The sequence below is a fragment of the Methylobacillus draconifructus genome (genome assembly GCF_045984355.1).
GTDB lineage: Bacteria > Pseudomonadota > Gammaproteobacteria > Burkholderiales > Methylophilaceae > Methylobacillus > Methylobacillus flagellatus_A.
In genome coordinates this window covers 487,359-505,400 of sequence record NZ_JBJQII010000001.1, presented here as the reverse complement: position 1 = coordinate 505,400, position 18,042 = coordinate 487,359, and the positions used below count along the sequence as shown (strand labels likewise).

At 56.6% G+C, this 18,042-nt stretch carries 15 protein-coding genes; 8 read left to right on the top strand and 7 right to left on the bottom strand.

Annotation, left to right across the window (positions count from 1 at the left end):
• Window position 1 precedes the first annotated feature (1 nt).
• Window positions 2–1,114 carry an A/G-specific adenine glycosylase gene (mutY, locus tag ACJSDX_RS02375; RefSeq protein ID WP_407993316.1) on the top strand — a complete coding sequence of 371 codons (1,113 nt, stop codon included), beginning with the start codon at window positions 2–4 and terminating at the stop codon, window positions 1,112–1,114.
• A gap of 96 nt (window positions 1,115–1,210) precedes the next feature.
• Here mutY and ACJSDX_RS02370 read toward each other — a convergent pair whose 3' ends face one another.
• A complete protein-coding gene (locus ACJSDX_RS02370) occupies window positions 1,211–2,407 on the bottom strand; it encodes a PepSY-associated TM helix domain-containing protein (RefSeq protein ID WP_407993315.1) in 1,197 nt (398 codons plus the stop codon).
• Between the two features lie 235 nt (window positions 2,408–2,642).
• Between ACJSDX_RS02370 and ACJSDX_RS02365 the strand changes: the two genes are divergently transcribed.
• Window positions 2,643–4,763, top strand: coding sequence for a TonB-dependent siderophore receptor (locus ACJSDX_RS02365; protein WP_407993314.1), 2,121 nt, complete (start codon window positions 2,643–2,645; stop codon window positions 4,761–4,763).
• 67 nt (window positions 4,764–4,830) lie between these two features.
• Here ACJSDX_RS02365 and fae read toward each other — a convergent pair whose 3' ends face one another.
• Window positions 4,831–5,382 (bottom strand): formaldehyde-activating enzyme, encoded by a 552-nt coding sequence (gene fae, locus ACJSDX_RS02360; protein WP_309565772.1) that lies wholly within the window; start codon window positions 5,380–5,382, stop codon window positions 4,831–4,833.
• Window positions 5,383–5,726: 344 nt separating this feature from the next.
• On the opposite strand from fae, the gene ACJSDX_RS02355 reads away from it, so the two are divergent.
• Genes ACJSDX_RS02355 through ACJSDX_RS02330 form a run of 6 tightly spaced genes read left to right on the top strand, consistent with a single transcriptional unit; the run spans window position 5,727 to window position 12,625 of the window.
• Window positions 5,727–6,152, top strand: a complete 426-nt coding sequence (locus tag ACJSDX_RS02355; RefSeq protein ID WP_309565771.1) for a type IV pilin protein — start codon at window positions 5,727–5,729, stop codon at window positions 6,150–6,152.
• Between the two features lie 3 nt (window positions 6,153–6,155).
• Window positions 6,156–6,695: a GspH/FimT family pseudopilin gene (locus ACJSDX_RS02350; RefSeq protein ID WP_309565770.1), complete on the top strand. Its 540-nt coding sequence runs from the start codon at window positions 6,156–6,158 to the stop codon at window positions 6,693–6,695.
• Entirely contained in the window at window positions 6,686–7,138 is a 453-nt protein-coding gene (locus ACJSDX_RS02345) for a type IV pilus modification PilV family protein (RefSeq protein WP_309565769.1), read from the top strand. The genes ACJSDX_RS02350 and ACJSDX_RS02345 overlap by 10 nt, the downstream gene beginning before the upstream one ends.
• Window positions 7,135–8,172 (top strand): PilW family protein, encoded by a 1,038-nt coding sequence (locus ACJSDX_RS02340; protein ID WP_407993313.1) that lies wholly within the window; start codon window positions 7,135–7,137, stop codon window positions 8,170–8,172. The genes ACJSDX_RS02345 and ACJSDX_RS02340 overlap by 4 nt, the downstream gene beginning before the upstream one ends.
• Window positions 8,169–8,777, top strand: coding sequence for a pilus assembly PilX family protein (locus tag ACJSDX_RS02335; RefSeq protein ID WP_407993312.1), 609 nt, complete (start codon window positions 8,169–8,171; stop codon window positions 8,775–8,777). The genes ACJSDX_RS02340 and ACJSDX_RS02335 overlap by 4 nt, the downstream gene beginning before the upstream one ends.
• A 32-nt stretch (window positions 8,778–8,809) precedes the next feature.
• Entirely contained in the window at window positions 8,810–12,625 is a 3,816-nt protein-coding gene (locus ACJSDX_RS02330) for a pilus assembly protein (RefSeq protein ID WP_407993311.1), read from the top strand.
• A gap of 52 nt (window positions 12,626–12,677) precedes the next feature.
• Here the strand turns inward: ACJSDX_RS02330 and gshB are convergent, their stop codons facing one another.
• The 5 genes from gshB to ACJSDX_RS02305 form a co-directional block, all read right to left on the bottom strand.
• A complete protein-coding gene (gshB, locus tag ACJSDX_RS02325) occupies window positions 12,678–13,619 on the bottom strand; it encodes a glutathione synthase (RefSeq protein ID WP_407993310.1) in 942 nt (313 codons plus the stop codon).
• Between the two features lie 13 nt (window positions 13,620–13,632).
• The gene (gene gshA / locus ACJSDX_RS02320; RefSeq protein WP_407993553.1) at window positions 13,633–14,916 is read right to left on the bottom strand and encodes a glutamate--cysteine ligase; all 1,284 of its coding nucleotides are present in this window, start codon (window positions 14,914–14,916) and stop codon (window positions 13,633–13,635) included.
• Window positions 14,917–15,294: 378 nt separating this feature from the next.
• Window positions 15,295–16,680: an ammonium transporter gene (locus tag ACJSDX_RS02315; RefSeq protein ID WP_407993309.1), complete on the bottom strand. Its 1,386-nt coding sequence runs from the start codon at window positions 16,678–16,680 to the stop codon at window positions 15,295–15,297.
• Between the two features lie 10 nt (window positions 16,681–16,690).
• Entirely contained in the window at window positions 16,691–17,029 is a 339-nt protein-coding gene (glnK, locus tag ACJSDX_RS02310) for a P-II family nitrogen regulator (protein ID WP_309565763.1), read from the bottom strand.
• Window positions 17,030–17,097: 68 nt separating this feature from the next.
• Entirely contained in the window at window positions 17,098–17,880 is a 783-nt protein-coding gene (locus tag ACJSDX_RS02305; protein WP_407993308.1) for a TorF family putative porin, read from the bottom strand.
• Window positions 17,881–18,042: the final 162 nt, after the last annotated feature.

Genomic DNA, 18,042 nt, shown 5'->3' with positions numbered 1-18,042 from the left:
AATGAATCTCGCTGAGATGACCCTGACGCAATACCCTCCCATCGCCGACAGGCTGGTAGCCTGGCAGAAACAGCACGGCCGCCACGACCTGCCTTGGCAGAATACGCACGACCCGTATGCCATCTGGGTGTCGGAGATCATGCTGCAACAGACGCAAGTGGCGGCGGTGATCGGCTACTACCAGAAGTTCATGCGGCGTTTCCCGAGCATTGCCAGCCTTGCGGCGGCCAGCCAGGATGACGTCATGCAGCACTGGAGCGGCCTGGGCTACTACTCGCGCGCGCGCAACCTGCACAAGGCGGCGCAGCAGGTGGTGAGCCTGCATGCGGGCGAATTTCCGCGCGATTTCGATGCCATCCAGGCCTTGCCGGGGATCGGCCGCTCCACGGCAGCCGCTATTTCCTCGTTTGCCTTCGGGCTGCCGCAGCCGATCATGGACGGCAACGTAAAACGCGTATTTGCGCGGTATTTCCTGGTCGAGGGCTGGCCGGGCCTGCCCAGCGTCGAGAAAAAGCTGTGGCAGATCGCGGAAGCAATGCAGCCCCAGGCGGAAATGGGCACTTATGCGCAGGCCTTGATGGACCTGGGAGCCACGGTTTGCGTGCGCAGCCGTCCGCGTTGCGCCAATTGCCCATTGCAGGAGGATTGCGGCGCGCTGCTGGCGGAGCGCGTCAGCGAATTGCCTGCTTCCAAGCCGCGCAAGACCATCCCGGAGAAAGCCGTGCAGATGCTGGTGATGACGCATGAAGGCCGAGTCTTGCTGCAGAAACGCCCGGATAGCGGTATCTGGGGCGGGCTATGGAGCCTGCCTGAACTGGAGATCGGCCAGGACGGACGGGCATGGGGGAGTCAGGCATTCGGCTTGGAGGGAGCTGCGCCGGTTTCGCTTGTGCAGCTGACCCATGTATTCACGCATTTCAAGTTGCACATCACCGCCAACCATATGCCTGTGGACGCTGTGCCTTTACAGGCGCGGGAGCCGGGCCTGCAATGGATTGCGCTGGATGATGCGATCGACGCCGCGCTACCGGTGCCGGTGCGCAAGATACTGCAAGCCTTGGCTGCGCAGCAACAGGTTGCAAGCTCGGGCCAGCGGCAGCTGGCACTGGTTTGATGTAGAGCCGCTAATCCTTCTGTCGTTGTTGCCCTGCCGTGCTGTTTGTATTGCCCGAGGCAGAGCTTGGCCAGAATCGCTGCGCTTAATGCGAGTCTAGGCGGCTCTCCTGGCCCGCAGGTCCAGCCGTCGCGATTGCCGCTTGCGCAGCCAGATGATGATGCCTGTCACGCTCAGCATGGCGACAACCGCCCCCATGACCGAAATCAGGATGCGCCCCGGCAATCCCAGGATACGTCCGGAGTGCAGCGGAAACTGGGCTTGCATGAAGATATCCCCGGTGCTGCCTGTGCCGGGAATGCTTTCTCCGGCCATGCTGCCGTCCTTGCCGTCGAAATAGAGCCAGGGGTTGCCCAGGCCGCCGTCGCCATGGTCGTTGCCGGCCTCGAAGAATCCCACGCCATAGAGCCCGAACGCGGGCGAGTAGAACACGGCGCCAGCCGGTGCCGTCCAGCCGCGTTTGCGGGCCTCTGCACGCGCAATCTCCAGGACTTGCTCGCGCCGGATGCCCGGCAGCAACGGTTCGTCCTCGGGCTGCGGCATGCGGGATGCGAACGGGCTGGGGCTGAGGCTGGAGAAGGTTTCCACCAGCGGCCGCATGACCTGGAAATTCAGGTTCATGGAGACGGAGGTAACGGCTAGCATGAGCAACAGCAGCCATACCCAGACGCCGCCGGAGCGGTGCAGGTCGAAATTGAGTTTGTAGCCGCCCTGCTTCCAGCGAAAGGCGAACGATTTGCGCCAGGACTTGAAGTTGGGAAACGATATCCACAGCGCGATCAGGTTGTCGAACACCCAGATGATGGCGATGATGCCCATGAACAGCATGCCGAGTTCCAGGCCCCAGGCGTTGGGGATATGCATGCTGTAATGCAGCTTGTAGAGAAACGGCAGCAGGTTCTCGCGCGTCAGCGACACGGCGCCCCATTCGCGCTGGCCTTGGATTTCGCCATTGGCCGGGTTGAGGGCCACCTGGTTGTAACCCAGCGGTTTGGCCTTTCCAGTCACCGGATCCGGTGTGGCGCTGACGCTCATGCCCAGCGTATGGCCCGGTTCTATGGCAAGCGGCAGATACGTTACCATCAATTGCGGGCGCTCCTGTTCCAACTGGTTGGCAAGCGCCAGCGGGGATTGCGCGGTTCCTTCGCCGACTGCGTGGAACAATGCGGGGTTCAGCCATTCGTCCAGCTCGTGGTCCCAGGAGATCACGGCACCGGTCAGCCCGGCGATGAAGAGGAACACGGCCATGGCGAGGCCGAACCAGCGATGGATGACAACCAGGTATTTACGCATTGAAAAGCAATAATGGGTGGAGGTAAAAGTCGATATTTTATATAATAGATAATGAGTTTTATTAAAAATAATCAAGCACAACAGTAATTTTGTGCATCTTGTAGGCCGGAATTTCGACTGGCTGCATCAGTATCACCATATCCGATCGGGGAATTTGCACCGCTGGGCAATTCCCTGCCTCACGCCTTGCGTTCGCAGGCTTGCCCGGCATTGCTGAATTCAATGCGGGAGCATCATGAAATCCAAATCTACACATTACCGTATGTGCGGGTGGCTGGTCAGCCTTGCCATCATGCAGGCACACGCTGCCGAGGAGAAATTGCCGGAAGTGCAGGTGAGCAGCCACTTGGAAAAGGAAACCCCCACAAGCGCCGTACGCGGCTATACCGCCAAGCGAAGCGCGACGGCGACCAAGACGGACACCAGCATCCTGGAGACGCCGCAATCCGTCTCCGTGATCACGGCAGACCAGATTGAAGACCAGCGCGCGCAATCGATACAGGAGGTTCTGCGCTACACTGCCGGGGTCGTGTCCGACCAGTACGGGCTGGATTCAAGGTCGGATTCCTATGCCATCCGCGGCATGGATGCCACGCAGTACCTGAATGGCCTGCGCCAGATCAACACCTTCTACTCCGAGACCGTACGTCCCGACCCTTATGCCATGGAGCGCATCGAGGTGTTGCGGGGGCCTTCTTCCATGCTGTACGGGGCGGGCGGCGTCGGCGGCGTGGTCAACCTGGTGTCCAAGCGCCCGCAGACGGAAACCAAGCGCGAAATGAGCGTCCTGCTCGGCAATTACCAGCGCAAGCAATTGCAGGCCGATTTCACTGGGCCGGTCGCGGATACAGACAATTTGTTCTACCGTTTGGTGCTGTTGGGGCGAGATAGCGAGAGCCAGGTCAAGCATGCGGGGGACGAGCGCACCCTGATCGCGCCTTCGCTGACCTGGAAGTCGAACGATCGCACCAGTGTGACCTTGCTGGCCCAGTACCAGCGCAATGACGGGCGGCCCACACCGCAATTCCTGCCTTGGTCCGGCGTGCTGCGCCCCAACCCGAACGGCAAGATTCCGTTCGACACCTATCTCGGCGATCCCGGCTTCGACCGCTACGTCTCTGAATCCACCCATCTGGGCTGGGCACTCGAGCATGCGTTCAGCGACCACCTGAAGTTCAGGCAAAACGCCCGCTACACCAGCAGCACGAACGATTACCGCAGCCTCTACCCCGACAGTTTCAGCGCCAACCCTTATATCGATGCCAACCAGCGCGTGCTGAACCGGTACGTGGATGTTTCCGAGACGAATTCCAAGACCGTCAATCTCGACAATCACCTGGAAGCCAGCTTCAATACCGGCGATTTTTCGCATACCTTGCTGCTGGGTTTTGATTACGGACGTTTTCGCCAAGCCAAGAACGCCGGTTTTTCCCTCAATCCCAATAACTCGATTGACGTCTACGACCCCATCTATAGCTTTGTAGATACGTCCGGCCTTGTATTGACGCCATCGTTCTCGCGCCTGACCCAGGCCGGGGTCTACGTGCAGGACCAAGTGCGCTACAAGCAATGGGTACTGACGGCCGGCGTACGCCGCGACGAGGCCAAGAATGAGGTCCAAGGGGCTGAAACCAAGCGGGATTACGCCACTACGGAGCGCTACGGCCTGAGCTATGTGACCGAGAACGGCTGGGCGCCTTATGTCAGCTATGCCGAATCCTTCTTGCCTGTTGCCGGAACAGACCGCTTGGGCGGCCTGTTCGAGGCGCAGCGCGGCAAGCAATGGGAGCTGGGGGTGAAGTACGAGCCGCCAGGGTCCCGTACGCGCCTGACTGCGGCAGTGTTCGATATGCGCGACCAGAACCGCCAGACGCCCGATCCCGTCAACCCCAGCTATTCAGTCCAGAGAGGCGAAATTCATACAAGAGGCCTCGAATTGGAAGCGACCAGCTCTTTGACCAACCACCTGAGCCTGATTGCAAGCTATAGCTACCTGGATGCGCGCTACAACAAGACCAACAACCCGGCCGAGCGAGACAATCAGGTCGAGACTATTCCCAAGCACCTGGCTTCTGCATGGGCGGTGCAGCGTTTTGCGCTGGGCGACCTGCACGGGTTCCGCGCCGGTCTAGGAGTGCGCTACATCGGCAGCAGCCAGGATGCCAACGAGCAGGTTAAGGCGCCCGACGTCACGCTGGTCGATGCCATGCTCGGGCTGGATTACGGGTCGTGGCGCTATGCGCTCAATGCCAGCAACCTGTTCGATAAGGAGTATGTATCCACTTGCATCTCGCGGGGCGATTGCTGGCTGGGGCCGCGCAGGCAAGTGATTGCCAGCGCCACCTATTATTGGTAAGCGCTTGCTTTCGATGATGAGGCAATAAAAAAGCCCGCTCAGCGGGCTTTTTAGAATGAAGCCAGGCTTAGATATCGCCCCAGCTTTCCTCCCACATGCAGTGCTTGATCTTGTGGCGGTTGGCGATGAGTTCGTCGATGGTCGGCTCATCGTTCAGGGCGCGCTTGATCGCGAGCTTGGTGGCTTCGTAGTTGTTCTTGTACATGTCGGCCTTGTCCAGCTTGCCTTCCTTCGCCAGCGGGCCGCAGCCTGGATCGATCCAGACCAGGCTGATGATGGCCAAGTCGTTGACCTGGTCCTTGGGGATGATGCCTTCGATCACACAGTCGAGGATCGCATCGGCAGTAGCGGCCTGCACTACGCCGCCGAACAGTTCGATGTTGATAGAATCCTTCAACGTCACCTTAGGCACCATCATGGTGGCGGGACGTACCAGCTGGTTGATGTCGCGTACGGCGAACATGGCGGAATGGCCCTTGGTCTGCGCCATCAGGTTGGCAAACGCCTGGCCGACAGGGCCGTCAACAGCGCCGATCACGATTTCTGGCATTGCGGCGGTGACGTCCTTGCCTTCGCTGAAAATAGTGGCTTCACCAGCCTTGAAAACGATTTTTGACATCTGGATATCCTTAAGGGAAGAGGTAAATAAACGAAACGCCATATTTTACCCAAGCGGCAGGGGCGGGGCAAACTTCCGGCATGTTCAGCCCCTTGCTAAAGTTTGCTAAAGGCGTCTGACAAAACTCAGTGAAGCCATCCTGGCTGGGCGGCTGTGCCGGGACACTAAAAAAGTGTCGGGACAAGGACGCCAGGAAAGTTTTTGGCAGCCGCTCTAAATGGCTAAATTCAGCTGAGCTGTGATCGTTATACCGTTTATCGGTGCAGCGCTTCCGTTTGTCGGAAGAATTGGCAAACGAGCAGGCTTGCACTGCATGATGCATTCTGGGTAAAAAAGGAGTTCTGATGAAACCTGGGCAAAAGGGCTTTACCTTGATCGAACTGATGATTGTGGTGGCCATTATCGCCATTCTGGCATCCATCGCCGTGCCTTCCTATTCGCGCTACGTGGCGCGTGCTAAGGTGGCCGAGGCCATTTCGCAATTGTCCGATATCCGCAACCGCATGGAGCGCAACTACCAGGATAAGCGCCGTTACAGCTGCGAGGATGTCGTCATGCCAGCCGCCCCTGCGGTGCAGTATTTTACTTACGCATGCGGCACGCCCAACGGAGACCAGACCTTCCTCATCACGGCTACTGGCGTGGCGGCGCAAGGCATGACCGGTTACGAATTCACCATTAACCAGGATAATGCACGCCGGACGACGGCGTTTCCCGATGCCACGGTGCCGGCGAATTGCTGGATCACCAAGCACGGCGGGAGTTGCTGAGGCATGAAGCAACGCGGCTTTACATTGGTGGAATTGATCGTGACCTTGACGGTATTGACGATTCTACTGGCGGTGGCCGTCCCCAGCTTCCGGGAAATGTTGCTGAACTTCCAGATACGCTCCGCTGCGGAAGGCTTGAATACCGGCTTGCAACTCGCGCGGGCCGAGGCTATCCGCCGCAACGTCAATGTCGTGTTCACCTTGAGCGGCAATGCCACCTGGACGATCGGCTGCCAGGTGGTGGTCGCCGATGCCGACAACGATGGCGTGGAGGATTGCCCCGAAGTCATCCAGAGCAAGGAAAGCACTGAAGGCGCGGTCAACGTCAATGTCGAAGTGGTGCCGGCAGGCGCCACCAGCGTGACCTTCAACGGGCTGGGCCGGGTCACGTTCAACAATGACGGCAGCAACGTCATGCGCCAGGTGGATATTGCCGCGAACGAAGGCAACGGCCGCAACCTGCGCATCCTGATCCGGGGCGGCAGCGTACATTTCTGCGACCCTGGCATTTCGACAGTTGGAGACCCACGCGTATGCGCCTAAGGCCTGTACATCAAAAGCTACGCGCTGCCCAGGGCGGCTCCATCCTGCTGGAGGGGCTGATCGCGATCCTGGTGTTTTCCATGGGCATATTGGCGATCATCGGCTTGCAGGCCGCTTCCATGAGGACCGTATCCGACGCGCAATACCGCTTGGAGGCAAGCTATCTTGCCAATCGCCTGGTTGCCAGCATCTGGACGGCCGGGCCATCCCAGATCGCGAACTACGGCCTGCCGGGAGGCAGCTCAGAAACGCTGGCGGAGTGGCTGGCCGACGTGAAAAAGCGTCTGCCCGGTGCCGAGACCAAAGCGCCCACGGTCGTGATCTCGGGAGACGCGACCGCAGGCTATACCGCGACGGTGACCGTATTCTGGCAGCCGCCTTCAGAAACCGAGCCGCATAGCCATACCACCGTGGCCTATATCAACAACAATCCAACGCCATGAAGACGAGCGCAATCTTGAAGCATCATGCCGGGTACAGCCTGGTGGAAATCATGGTCGGCATGACCATCGGCCTGCTGGGCCTGCTGGTGATCGCGCAGGTATTGTCCGTATCGCAGGACAGCAACCGCACGACCAACAGCGGCGGCACTGCCCAGCAGAATGGTGCGCTGGCCCTGTTGGCGATAGAGCGCGATATCCGCCAATCCGGCTACGGCATGAACGTATCGCAGAACCTGGGTTGCCAGGTGGTAGGCGTCGATAGCACCACAGGGCGAGATGTGCGTTTCCTGTTTACCCCGACGGTGATTACCCAGGGACTGGCCACGGCTCCGGATGAGATCCAGTTGACCTACAGCAATGCCAGCATGGTGACCAGCCCGTCTGCGCTCATGAAAGATTCAGCGGCTACCGGCACCAATACGGTATACACGGTCACCAATCGTTTCGGCTTTACTGTCGGCGATGTGGTTGTCGTGGCAGCGCCGGGCCTGGATTGCGATTTGGCCCAGATTACGGCTACGCCTGCCAACCCTTACCAGAACGACATCCAGGTCGCTGCCACGGCGCGTTATCGCGGCAGTCAGGTGTTCGGTGCCGGTGCGCAGGTCTACAACATGGGCAGGAATCCGGTCAGCAACCGGTATTCCATCGTGGATGGCGGGTTGCAGGTATTTTCCGAGCTCACTGGCGAGGTGGAACTGGTGGCGGATGGCATCGTCGATCTGCAGGCCGATTACGGCCTCAACTTGGATGGCGACACGGAAAACACCGTGGACGAGTATCGCGCGTCGGCAGATTTGGATAGCAATGGCGTGGTCAGCTGGGATGAGTGGGAGAAAGTCATTGCCATCCGTATCGGGCTAGTGAGCCGCAGCAGTAAAAAGGAAACAAGCGCAGTCACCACGGAAGTGCCGAGCTGGGCAGGTGGCACATTCAGCAACGTGTCCAACCTGGCGGATTGGCAGCAGTATCGCTACCGGGTGTTTGAAACCACCGTGGTGATCCGTAACATCTTATGGAAGCCTCCTTCATGAAGACGTCCTTGCTAACAAGTTCGAGCGTCATGCGCCAGCGGGGCGTCGTGCTCATGGTGGCGCTGATCGTGCTGATCGCCATGACGCTGGCAGGCCTGGCCTTATGGCGCGCCGTGGATTCCGGCAATGTCATTGCCGGCAATCTTGCCTTCAAGCAATCAGCCACCATGTCCGCCGACCGCGGTTTGCAGGCGGCGCTGGTTTGGCTGGATAACAACCGCAATGCGCTGAATGACAACAACACCTCCCATGGCTATATCGCCAACACCCTCACCACGGAGCCGGACTGGTATGGCAATGCGGTCTGGAGCAATGCCGTGGACCTGGGCACCGATGCAGCAGGCAACCGCGTACAGTACCTGATCCACCGACTCTGCCGTACCACGGGCGCTTATAACGGCGAGGACGGCACAGGCCAGGCAAATTCCTGCTCCACCTCTTTATCCAAGGCGCCAGTCACCAATGCCTCGCTGGGCAGCAGCCTGCAGATCGGCGCGGCTGTTTACCAGTCCAACCCGTCGGTGTATTACCGCATCACGGCCCGCGTGCTCGGACCAAGAAACACCGTCAGCATCGTGCAAGCCACGGTCATGGTGCCGGTATAAATAGAACCCCAGCATTTTCAGGGAGCAAGACAATGCAGCAACAAAAAAATCAAAGAGGTTTATGGAGGCAGGCTCTGCTGTTGGCGGGCTGGTTGATGGGGTTTGCATGGTCTGCCAATGCTGCGGTGACAGATATTTCCAGTAATCCGCTTTCCACAGCTTCCGGTACGGTAGTCAGGCCGAACGTGATGTTTGTGCTGGACGATTCGGGAAGTATGAATTTTAATTTCATGCCGGATTATGTTGGGTATTCGCAGCACAACTATAAGTGCCGCAAAGGCCAAAACGGGAGGACTAATTCTGGTAACGGTAGATGTGAAGGGGCTGTCACTGATGGACAAAATAAGATCACGGAGGGGGGGGATCCCCCTGTTTACAGCCATTATTTTAATGCTATCTATTATAACCCTAATGTGAGTTATACCCCTCCAGTCAGCCCGTGTGATGTTACCCAGTATTTACCATCCATGACGAGCGGGAATACAAACGGTTGGAAATCAGTCAGAGTAAATGGGCACAGTATCGATAATACCTGTACGCAGAATTCAGGTATTGCCAACCTGGTTACTGGGTATCCAGAGCTATATTATTGCACTACCAACTCTAATAGTAATTGCATGAGAAATGGAAAAGATAATCGTGTGCCAACGCCCAACAACGAATACGACAATCAGGAAGGAGACTATGATTGGCCGTTTGGAGACTACACAAGAGCAGTCACTAAACAAACCAGTAATCCACATTATTTTCAGATTTTTCCTAAAGAGCATTGCACAAACAACGAGCTGAGTGAGTGCACCTTAAGTGCTACTCCGACTGCAACGCATCCTGTACCTGCTTATGTCAGGTTCTGTCGCACCAGTAATTTTGCCGATGATTCTACATCTCAAGCTGTGAGTGGATTGAGTGGTGACATAAATAAATGCCAGTCTAAACTAGATGACAATCATTTATACGCACGTTACGGCAATTTCAAGCGTATTGATATTGTGTCAGGAGCTACCTATGCCAAGTCGGTAGACCGTATTGACTGCGCAGGAGCAAGTTGCAGTTATGCAGAGGAAATGACCAATTTTGCGAATTGGTATGCTTACTATCGCACGCGCATGATGACTATGAAAACCGCTGCAGGTGCGGCATTTTCAACCATTGATAATAGTTACCGCGTGGGGTTTGTGACGATTAACCCTAGTAGATCCGGTGAAGTGTGGAGTGAGAAATATCTCAAAATTGATAATTTTGAGCCTACGCATAAACAAAACTGGTATCAAAAGTTTTATGCATCAAAAGTGACTGCAAATGAAACCGGAAGTGGCACACCATTGAGGCAGGCATTATCCCGGGTTGGGAGGCATTATGCCGGGATTACAAGTGGCATTAATAATGGTATGGGAGATGACCCAGTGCAGTTTGCTTGTCAACAGAACTTCACGATTTTGACTACTGATGGGTACTGGAATGGAGCAGCTGGCGTGACAGTTGGCGGGCAAGACATCGGTAACCAAGATAACGAGGATTCCGAGTTCTCCAGGCGGGTAGATGGCGCCTTTGATGGTGCATTGTCAGGTGCGACTAATACGCTTGCAGATGTTTCAATGTATTACTACAAGACTGACCTGCGTCCCAATATGGATGACAAAGTGCCTACTACCAGCAAGGACAAAAACGCAAAACAACATATGAATACTTTCACGTTGGGTCTCGGACTTGATGGTGAAATGAATTATCGCTCTGACTATGAAATTGCAAATGATGGTGATTTTGCAATGATTAAACAAGGTGCTATTGATTGTCATTGGAACCCAGGAAACAATACTTGTAATTGGCCGGTTCCTCAAGCCAATGCTCCAAGTACTCTCGACGATCTCTGGCATGCCGCAGTCAATGGCCGTGGCTTGTATTTCAGCGCCAAACAGCCAAAAGAACTGATATCTGGATTGCGTAGTGCATTGGCTGGCGTATCAGATAGAACGGGTGCAGCGGCCGCATCTGCAACCAGTAGCCCCAATATTACCCAAACCGATAACTATATCTTCAGCTCCACTTACCGTAGCGTGCACTGGGACGGCGATGTGCAGGCGCAGACGATCAACCCGGCCGATGGAACCGTAAGCGAAGCGCATGTATGGAGCGCGCAGGCTCAGTTGAGCGGCGGACGGAGCATTTTCAAGTTTAACCGTGATACCAAAGCAATCGAGCCGTTTGCCTGGGACAACCTGAGCACAGAGGAAAAAGCCTATTTCAATAACAAGTGCGAATTGCTCTCGCAATGTAATGGTTTCAATGCGGAGACCAAAGAGGCTGCAAATTCGGGCGAGAACCTGCTGAATTACCTGCGCGGGCAGTCTGTCAATAGCGGCGAAGTGAGCCAGACGGACAAGGCATACCGTTTGCGCACGCATTTGCTGGGCGATATCGTGAATTCGGCGCCCGCATACGTGAAGCAGCCGCGATTCAACTTCATTGACAACGTGGCGCCTAATTATCAGACCTTCAAGAATGATCATGCCGATCGCCATGGCATGCTGTATGTCGGCGGCAATGACGGCATGCTGCACGCGTTCAACACCACCAACGGCAATGAGAGCTGGGCCTATGTGCCGCAGTCCGTCATGCCGAACTTGTACAAGCTGGCGGACAAGAACTATGGCGCCAATCACCAGTTCCTGGTGGATGGGTCGCCCCAGGTCATGGATGTTTACGATGCCGCTACTTCGGCCTGGCGCACGATTCTTGTCGGCGGGCTGAATGCTGGCGGGCGCGGATATTATGCTCTGGATGTGACCGATGAAGACAATCCGAAGGCGTTGTGGGAATTCTGCCATACCAACAGCTATTGCAACCGTTGGGATGAGGACCTGGGCCTGACATACGGCAATCCCATCATTACCAAGCTGCCCGAGGGGAATGCTCGTCCCGGCCGCTGGGTGGTGATTTTCACGTCGGGCTACAACAATGTCTCGCCAGGCAACGGCCAAGGGTATTTGTATATCGTCGATGCCATTACAGGCGAATTGCTTGATAAAGTCGGCACAGGTGTAGGGACGGCGGAAAGCCCGAGCGGTTTCGCCAAACTGGCCAGCAGTTCGGGCATCAACGGCAATGCCGATATCAATGCAACCTCCGTAGCGGTATATGGAGGCGATCTGGAAGGGAATTTATGGAAGGTGAATCTTGAGGCAACTTCTTTACAAGCTGTCCGGATGGCCAAGCTGACTGATCCCAATGGCTTGGGACAGCCCATTACTACAAGGCCGGAAATCGGTAAACTGCCCAAAGTGGCGGAGCCAGTGATTTTTGTGGCAACAGGCCGTTATTTGGGGTTAAGCGATGTGACGAATACCCAGGTGCAATCTGTCTATGCAATCCGTGACAATGGCGTAAGTTATAACGGGCGTGCTTTGACGCCAAGGACGATTACCCATGGTGATACGACCTCTTCGATTGCAGGCAGCGATCTGGATTGGGCAGGCGGAGGCTGGTATGTCGATTTGCCCGAATCGCGCGAGCGGGTGAATCTTGATCCCCAGTTGGCGTTAGGCACGCTGACGGTCAACAGCAATACGCCGCAGATCGACAACGTGAATTCAGATGGTTGCTCACTGGGCGGGACAACCCGGGTTTACCAGTTTGATTACAGGACGGGCTTGATGGTGCCCGGCGCGACGCATTTCGGTCAGAAGCTTGCAACGGGGTTGTCCGTGGGGATGGTGATTGTCCGGTTGCCGAACGGACAGCTCAAGGCCATCATTACCGACGCGCAAGGCCGGAAGACCACTATAGGCATTGATACGGCTGCATCTGATAGCGTGTCAAGACGTACAGGCTGGCGTGAGCTGACCAAATAGCGAGTGAGGGAAATAACCTCTTAAAGCCAGGATTGTTCCCTGGCTTTTTTATTTATTCCTGAGCCAATTTTTCCAGCCTGTCTAGCAGGATGCCGGCCGGGTTGCATTCTGTTTGTGCGGCAATTTCCACCATGCCGGTCGGGCTGGTGACGTTGATTTCGGTCAGGTGCTCGCCGATCACGTCCAGGCCGACCAGGAACAATCCCTTTTCCTTGAGCACCTTGCCGACGGCATTGGCGATTTCGTAGTCGCGCCCTGTCAGCGGCTGGGCCACGCCTTTGCCGCCTGCGGCCAGGTTGCCGCGCGTCTCGCCGTTTTGCGGGATGCGGGCCAGGGCGTAGGGCAGCGGTTCGCCGTCAATGACGATGATGCGTTTGTCGCCTTGCGTGATGGCGGGCAGGTAGCGCTGGGCCATGATGGTCTGGCTGCCGTGGCGCGTGATGGTTTCAAGGATGACGCCGAGGTTGGGGTCGCCTTGTTGGAGGCGGAACACGCTGCTGCCGCCCATGCCGTCCAGCGGTTTCACGACAATATCCTGGTGTTCCGCCAGGAAATTACGGATCAGTGCCTGCTCGCTGGAGACCAGGAACGCAGGGGCGAACTGCGGAAAGTTGAGCACCGCGAGCTTTTCGTTCCAGTCTCGAATGGAGCTTGGGTTGTTATAAACGCATGCGCCTTGCCTGGCGGCCTGTTCCAGCAGGTAGGTGCTGTAGAGATATTCGTTGTCGAACGGCGGATCCTTGCGCATGAGGATGGCATCGAATGCTTCGGGAGCTTCTTCATGGATGTCGCCTAGCGAATACCAAGGATCGCCCTTAATGAACCTGAAAGGCCGGGTACGCAGTTTGGCTTCATGATGGCGCAGCAAAAGGCCGTGCTGCAACGCCACGGAAAGGGAGTGCCCGCGCGACGCGGCTTCGCGCATGATGGCGAGGCTGGTGTCCTTGTACGGCTTGAGGCTGTCGAGCGGGTCGAGGATGAAGGCGATGCGCATTATTAGCCCCTAGTCAGTCCAGCAAGTCCGGGTCGGTTTCCTGCAGCTCGATGGTGGCGGCAAGCAAGGCCAGGCGCGCTACCACGCCGTAGGCATAGAAGCGGTTGGGTGCCGCATCCGGCGCGCCGGCACAGTCCGGCGTGGAGCATGGCGTCTCGAATGCCAGGGGTTCGAAATGCATGCCTGGCGCATTGAGGTTTTCGTCGGCGCCGCGTGAAGTATGGACGCGGTAGAAGCCGCCCACCACGAAGTGGTCCATCATGTAGACGACAGGCTCGGCCACGGCGTCGTTGAGGTGCTCGAAGGTATACACCCCCTCCTGCAGGATGACCTCGCTCACTTTGAGGCCCTCCTTCACCACGGACATTTTGTTGCGCTGCTTGCGGTTGAGGTCTCGGACGTCGTCAGCGCTTTTGACGGTCATGATGCCCATGCCATAGGTGCCGGCGTCGGCCTTGACGATGACGAAGGGCTCTTGGTTGACGCCATATTCCGCATATTTTTCGCGGATTCTAGCCAATAAGGCTTCCACTTTTTCGGCGAGTTGCTCTTCGCCGGTGCGGGCGTGGAAATCCAGCCCGCCACAGGTGTCGAAATAGGGATTGAGCAGCCACGGGTCTGTGCCGATCAACGGGGCGAATTCCTCCACCACGCGGTTATACGCGGCGAAATGCTTGGACTTGCGGCGGGTGGCCCAGCCTGCATGCAAGGGTGGGATCAGCGATTGTTCAAGGCCCTGCAGGATATCGGGAACGCCGCCGGAGAGGTCATTGTTGAGCAGGACGGCGCAGCTGTCGAAGTTATCCAGTAACAGGCGGTTGCCTTTGCGTTGCACGGGCTCCAGCAGGATGCTGTGGCCGTCGTGCGTTTCCAGGAAGGTGGGCCCGGTGATCTCGGGGGCAATGCTGCCGATGCGGACCTCCAGGCCGGCCTGGCGCAGGATGTGGGTGAGGGCATGGACATTGCGCAGGTAGAAGGTATTGCGCGTGTGGTTCTCCGGGATCAGCAGCAGGCGGCGCGCATCAGGGCAGATTTTTTCCACCGCCACCATGGCGGCCTGGATGCACAACGGCAGGAAGTCCGGGTTCAGGTTGTTGAAGCCGCCCGGGAACAGGTTGGTGTCCACCGGGGCGAGCTTGAAGCCCGCGTTGCGTAGATCCACCGAGGCATAGAACGGCGCGCCGTATTCCTGCCATTGGCTGCGGAACCAGTGTTCGATGCGCGGCATATTTTCCAGCAGGCGTTTTTCCAGGGTGAGCAATGGGCCGGTAAGGGCCGTCGTAAGGTGGGGAACCATCATGTTGTAAGGGGCACCTGATAAGCCAAGAGAGTAGGCGGAGATTTTAGCCTAAAGCAGGGGGGAGGCGAAAAAAAAAGGGCGCTAAAAGCGCCCTGAGGAGGAGGAGATAATGCATAAAACTAGGCAGTAAGATGTTCCTGGTCTTGCGACGTAAAGATCAAATTACGCTTGCTAATACATAAGCAATCACTGTGCCAGTTTTATAGGCTAGAATCAGCCCGGTTTAGGCTGGTTTAACGCCGGCATTGTGATGAAGTGGTGCAGGATTGCCCCGATTGGGTGCAATTGGATATTTTTTTATGCGCGATGCTGGCAGGGGAGTGTAAAAATACAAACGGGCGCTTATGCGCCCGTTTGTATCGAACCTAGAAGGTCTTAGTAGTGATAGGCACGTTCACCGTGCTCGGAGGTGTCCAGGCCCTCGCGTTCAGCCTCTTCGCTGGCACGCAGGCCGATGACCAGATCCACGATCTTGAACAGGATGTAACTGCCGATGCCGCCCCATACAATGGTTACGCCAATGGCCACCGCTTGTGCATAAAGCTGGCTGCCCATGGTCACGCCCTCTTCGTAGCCTATGCCACCGAAATCAGCGCTCATGAGGATGCCGGTGCCGATGGCGCCGATCAGGCCGGCTACGCCGTGGATGCCGAAGACATCCAGGGAGTCGTCATAGCCAAGCTTGACCTTGAGGCTGGTCACAGCCCAGAAGGCAATGACGCTGGCAATGAAGCCGAGCACGATGGAGCCGACAGGTCCGAGGAAGCCGCAAGCAGGCGTGATGGCAACCAAGCCGGCGATGGCACCGGAAACAGCGCCCAGCAGCGAAGGCTTGCCCTTGAACAGCCATTCGGCAAATACCCAGCCCAGTACTGCAGCACCGGTGGCTGCCTGGGTGTTGATCAATGCCAAGCCGGCAGTGCCATCGGCAGCCAGTTCACTGCCGACGTTGAAGCCGAACCAGCCTACCCACAGCATGGAAGCGCCTACCATGGTCAGCGTGATGCTGTGCGGAGGCATGGCTTCCTTGCCGTATCCGAGGCGCTTGCCGACGACGATGGCGCCTACCAGCGCTGCAATGCCGGCATTCATGTGAACGACGGTGCCGCCTGCGAAGTCAGCCGCGCCGAGGTCGCCCAGGAAGCCGCCGCCCCAGACCATGTGGGCGATCGGGATGTAGATGAATGTCACCCACAGTGCGAGGAACGCCAGCACTGCGGAGAATTTCATGCGCTCGGCAAAACCGCCCACAATCAGCGCAGGGGTGATCGCCGCAAAGGTCAATTGGAAGGTGACGAATACATATTCAGGAATGGTGCCGCCATCCAGCAAAGTGTCTGGCGTGATGCCGGACAACAGGGACTTGCTGAACCCGCCGATATAGGCGTTCAGGCTGCCGCCGTCGGTAAAGGCCAGGCTATAGCCGTAGACGACCCAGATCACGGACATCAGCGCTGTCGTCACGAACACTTGGGTCAGGACGGAAACCATGTTCTTGGTGCGAACCAGGCCGCCGTAGAACAAGGCGACGCCGGGAATGATCATCGCTAGCACTAACACAGTGGCGACGATGGTCCAGGCCGTATCGCCGGCGCTGAGCGACAGTACTGCTTCAGCCGTCGTTTCTACCGCTTCTGCGGCAGCGGGTGCAATTTCAGTGGCGACGGCTTCATCGACGATGACAGCTTCTTCTTCAGCCAGCGCAAAGCCGGAAAAACCCAGCGCGCCAACCAGTGCAATCATGGAAAGAATTTTTTTCATATCAAACCCCTTAAAGCGCATCTGTGCCGGTTTCGCCAGTACGGATGCGATAGACTTGTTCCAAGTCGAAGACAAAGATTTTGCCATCACCGATTTTGCCAGTTGTGGCAGATTTTTCGATAACTTCCACTACCTGGTCAAGTAATTCATCGGCGATCGCAACTTCCAGTTTGACCTTGGGCAAAAAGTCGACCACGTATTCTGCACCACGGTAAAGCTCAGTGTGGCCTTTCTGACGGCCAAAGCCTTTGACTTCAGTGACGGTGATCCCCTGCACGCCGATGGAGGAAAGGGCTTCACGCACTTCGTCAAGCTTGAAGGGCTTGATGATGGCGGATACGAGTTTCATGGTTATCTCCTCTAATAAAAAGCAGAAAGGCAAGGCGATCTGCCTTGCCTTCTATCATGTCTGTCTTCTTAGAAAGTCTTTTGGACGAAGAAAGTCCAGTTTTCCTTGCCGGAGAACACAGGGCCGTAAGTGAACGCGCCGCGGTCAGCATCGGTGTCGGTATAGTAGCCGCCGACGACGATGCCGTTATCCCAGGCCTTGCTCAGGCCAAGCTTCCAGTCGGTGTAGTCGAATTCGTTGGGACCGTTACCGAATTCCTGGCGGCCAACGTGGGCAATGGCGCTGTAGCCGCTTTCACCAAATGGAATTTCCAACGTAAGATCAATATAGCTGGCACCACGACCTTGGAAGCCGAAAGCGGACTTGCTCGGAGACCAGTAGTATTTGCCGGAGATCCATTTGTAGGAAAGGCCGCCGTAGATTTCGGTCGTATCGGCATTATAGGTGCCGCTTACGGAATTGCGGCGGCCAGGATAGATGTACTGGTTCACGCCGACGTCGTAGGTGATGCCGGTTTCGCCGATTTCAGACGTGTAGCCTGCATAAATATCCCATTCCATACTGGAACTGTTATAAGCGCGGCCATCACCTACTTCTGTATCTGCCAGCCAACTGATGCTGGAACCCCAGGTACCGGCATAGAAACCGCTGGCGTGGGAGTAGTCCACACCGCCTTGGATCGCTGGGCGGTCGCCGGATTGGCTGGTGCCGCGGAATATGTAGTTGCTTGTGAGGCCGATGTTGTATGTAATGGTGTGAGGAGAGGTTGCCTCAGCAGCTTCTTCGGCCATGACGGCGGCAGGTGCTGCAAAAGTGCCAACGATGGCGGCAAGTAGAAGCGAATTACGCATGATGTACCCTTTCAAGGTTTTGAAAAATAAAACAGCAACGAAAACTCTGCGTTGGGTAATAAGCAACACCTGTGCCATAAAAACAACATTCATATAAAACAACAGGTTAAGTGGTATTTTTTGGGAATTTTCCCGGTCTGGAATGGTGCATTGCTTGTTTTT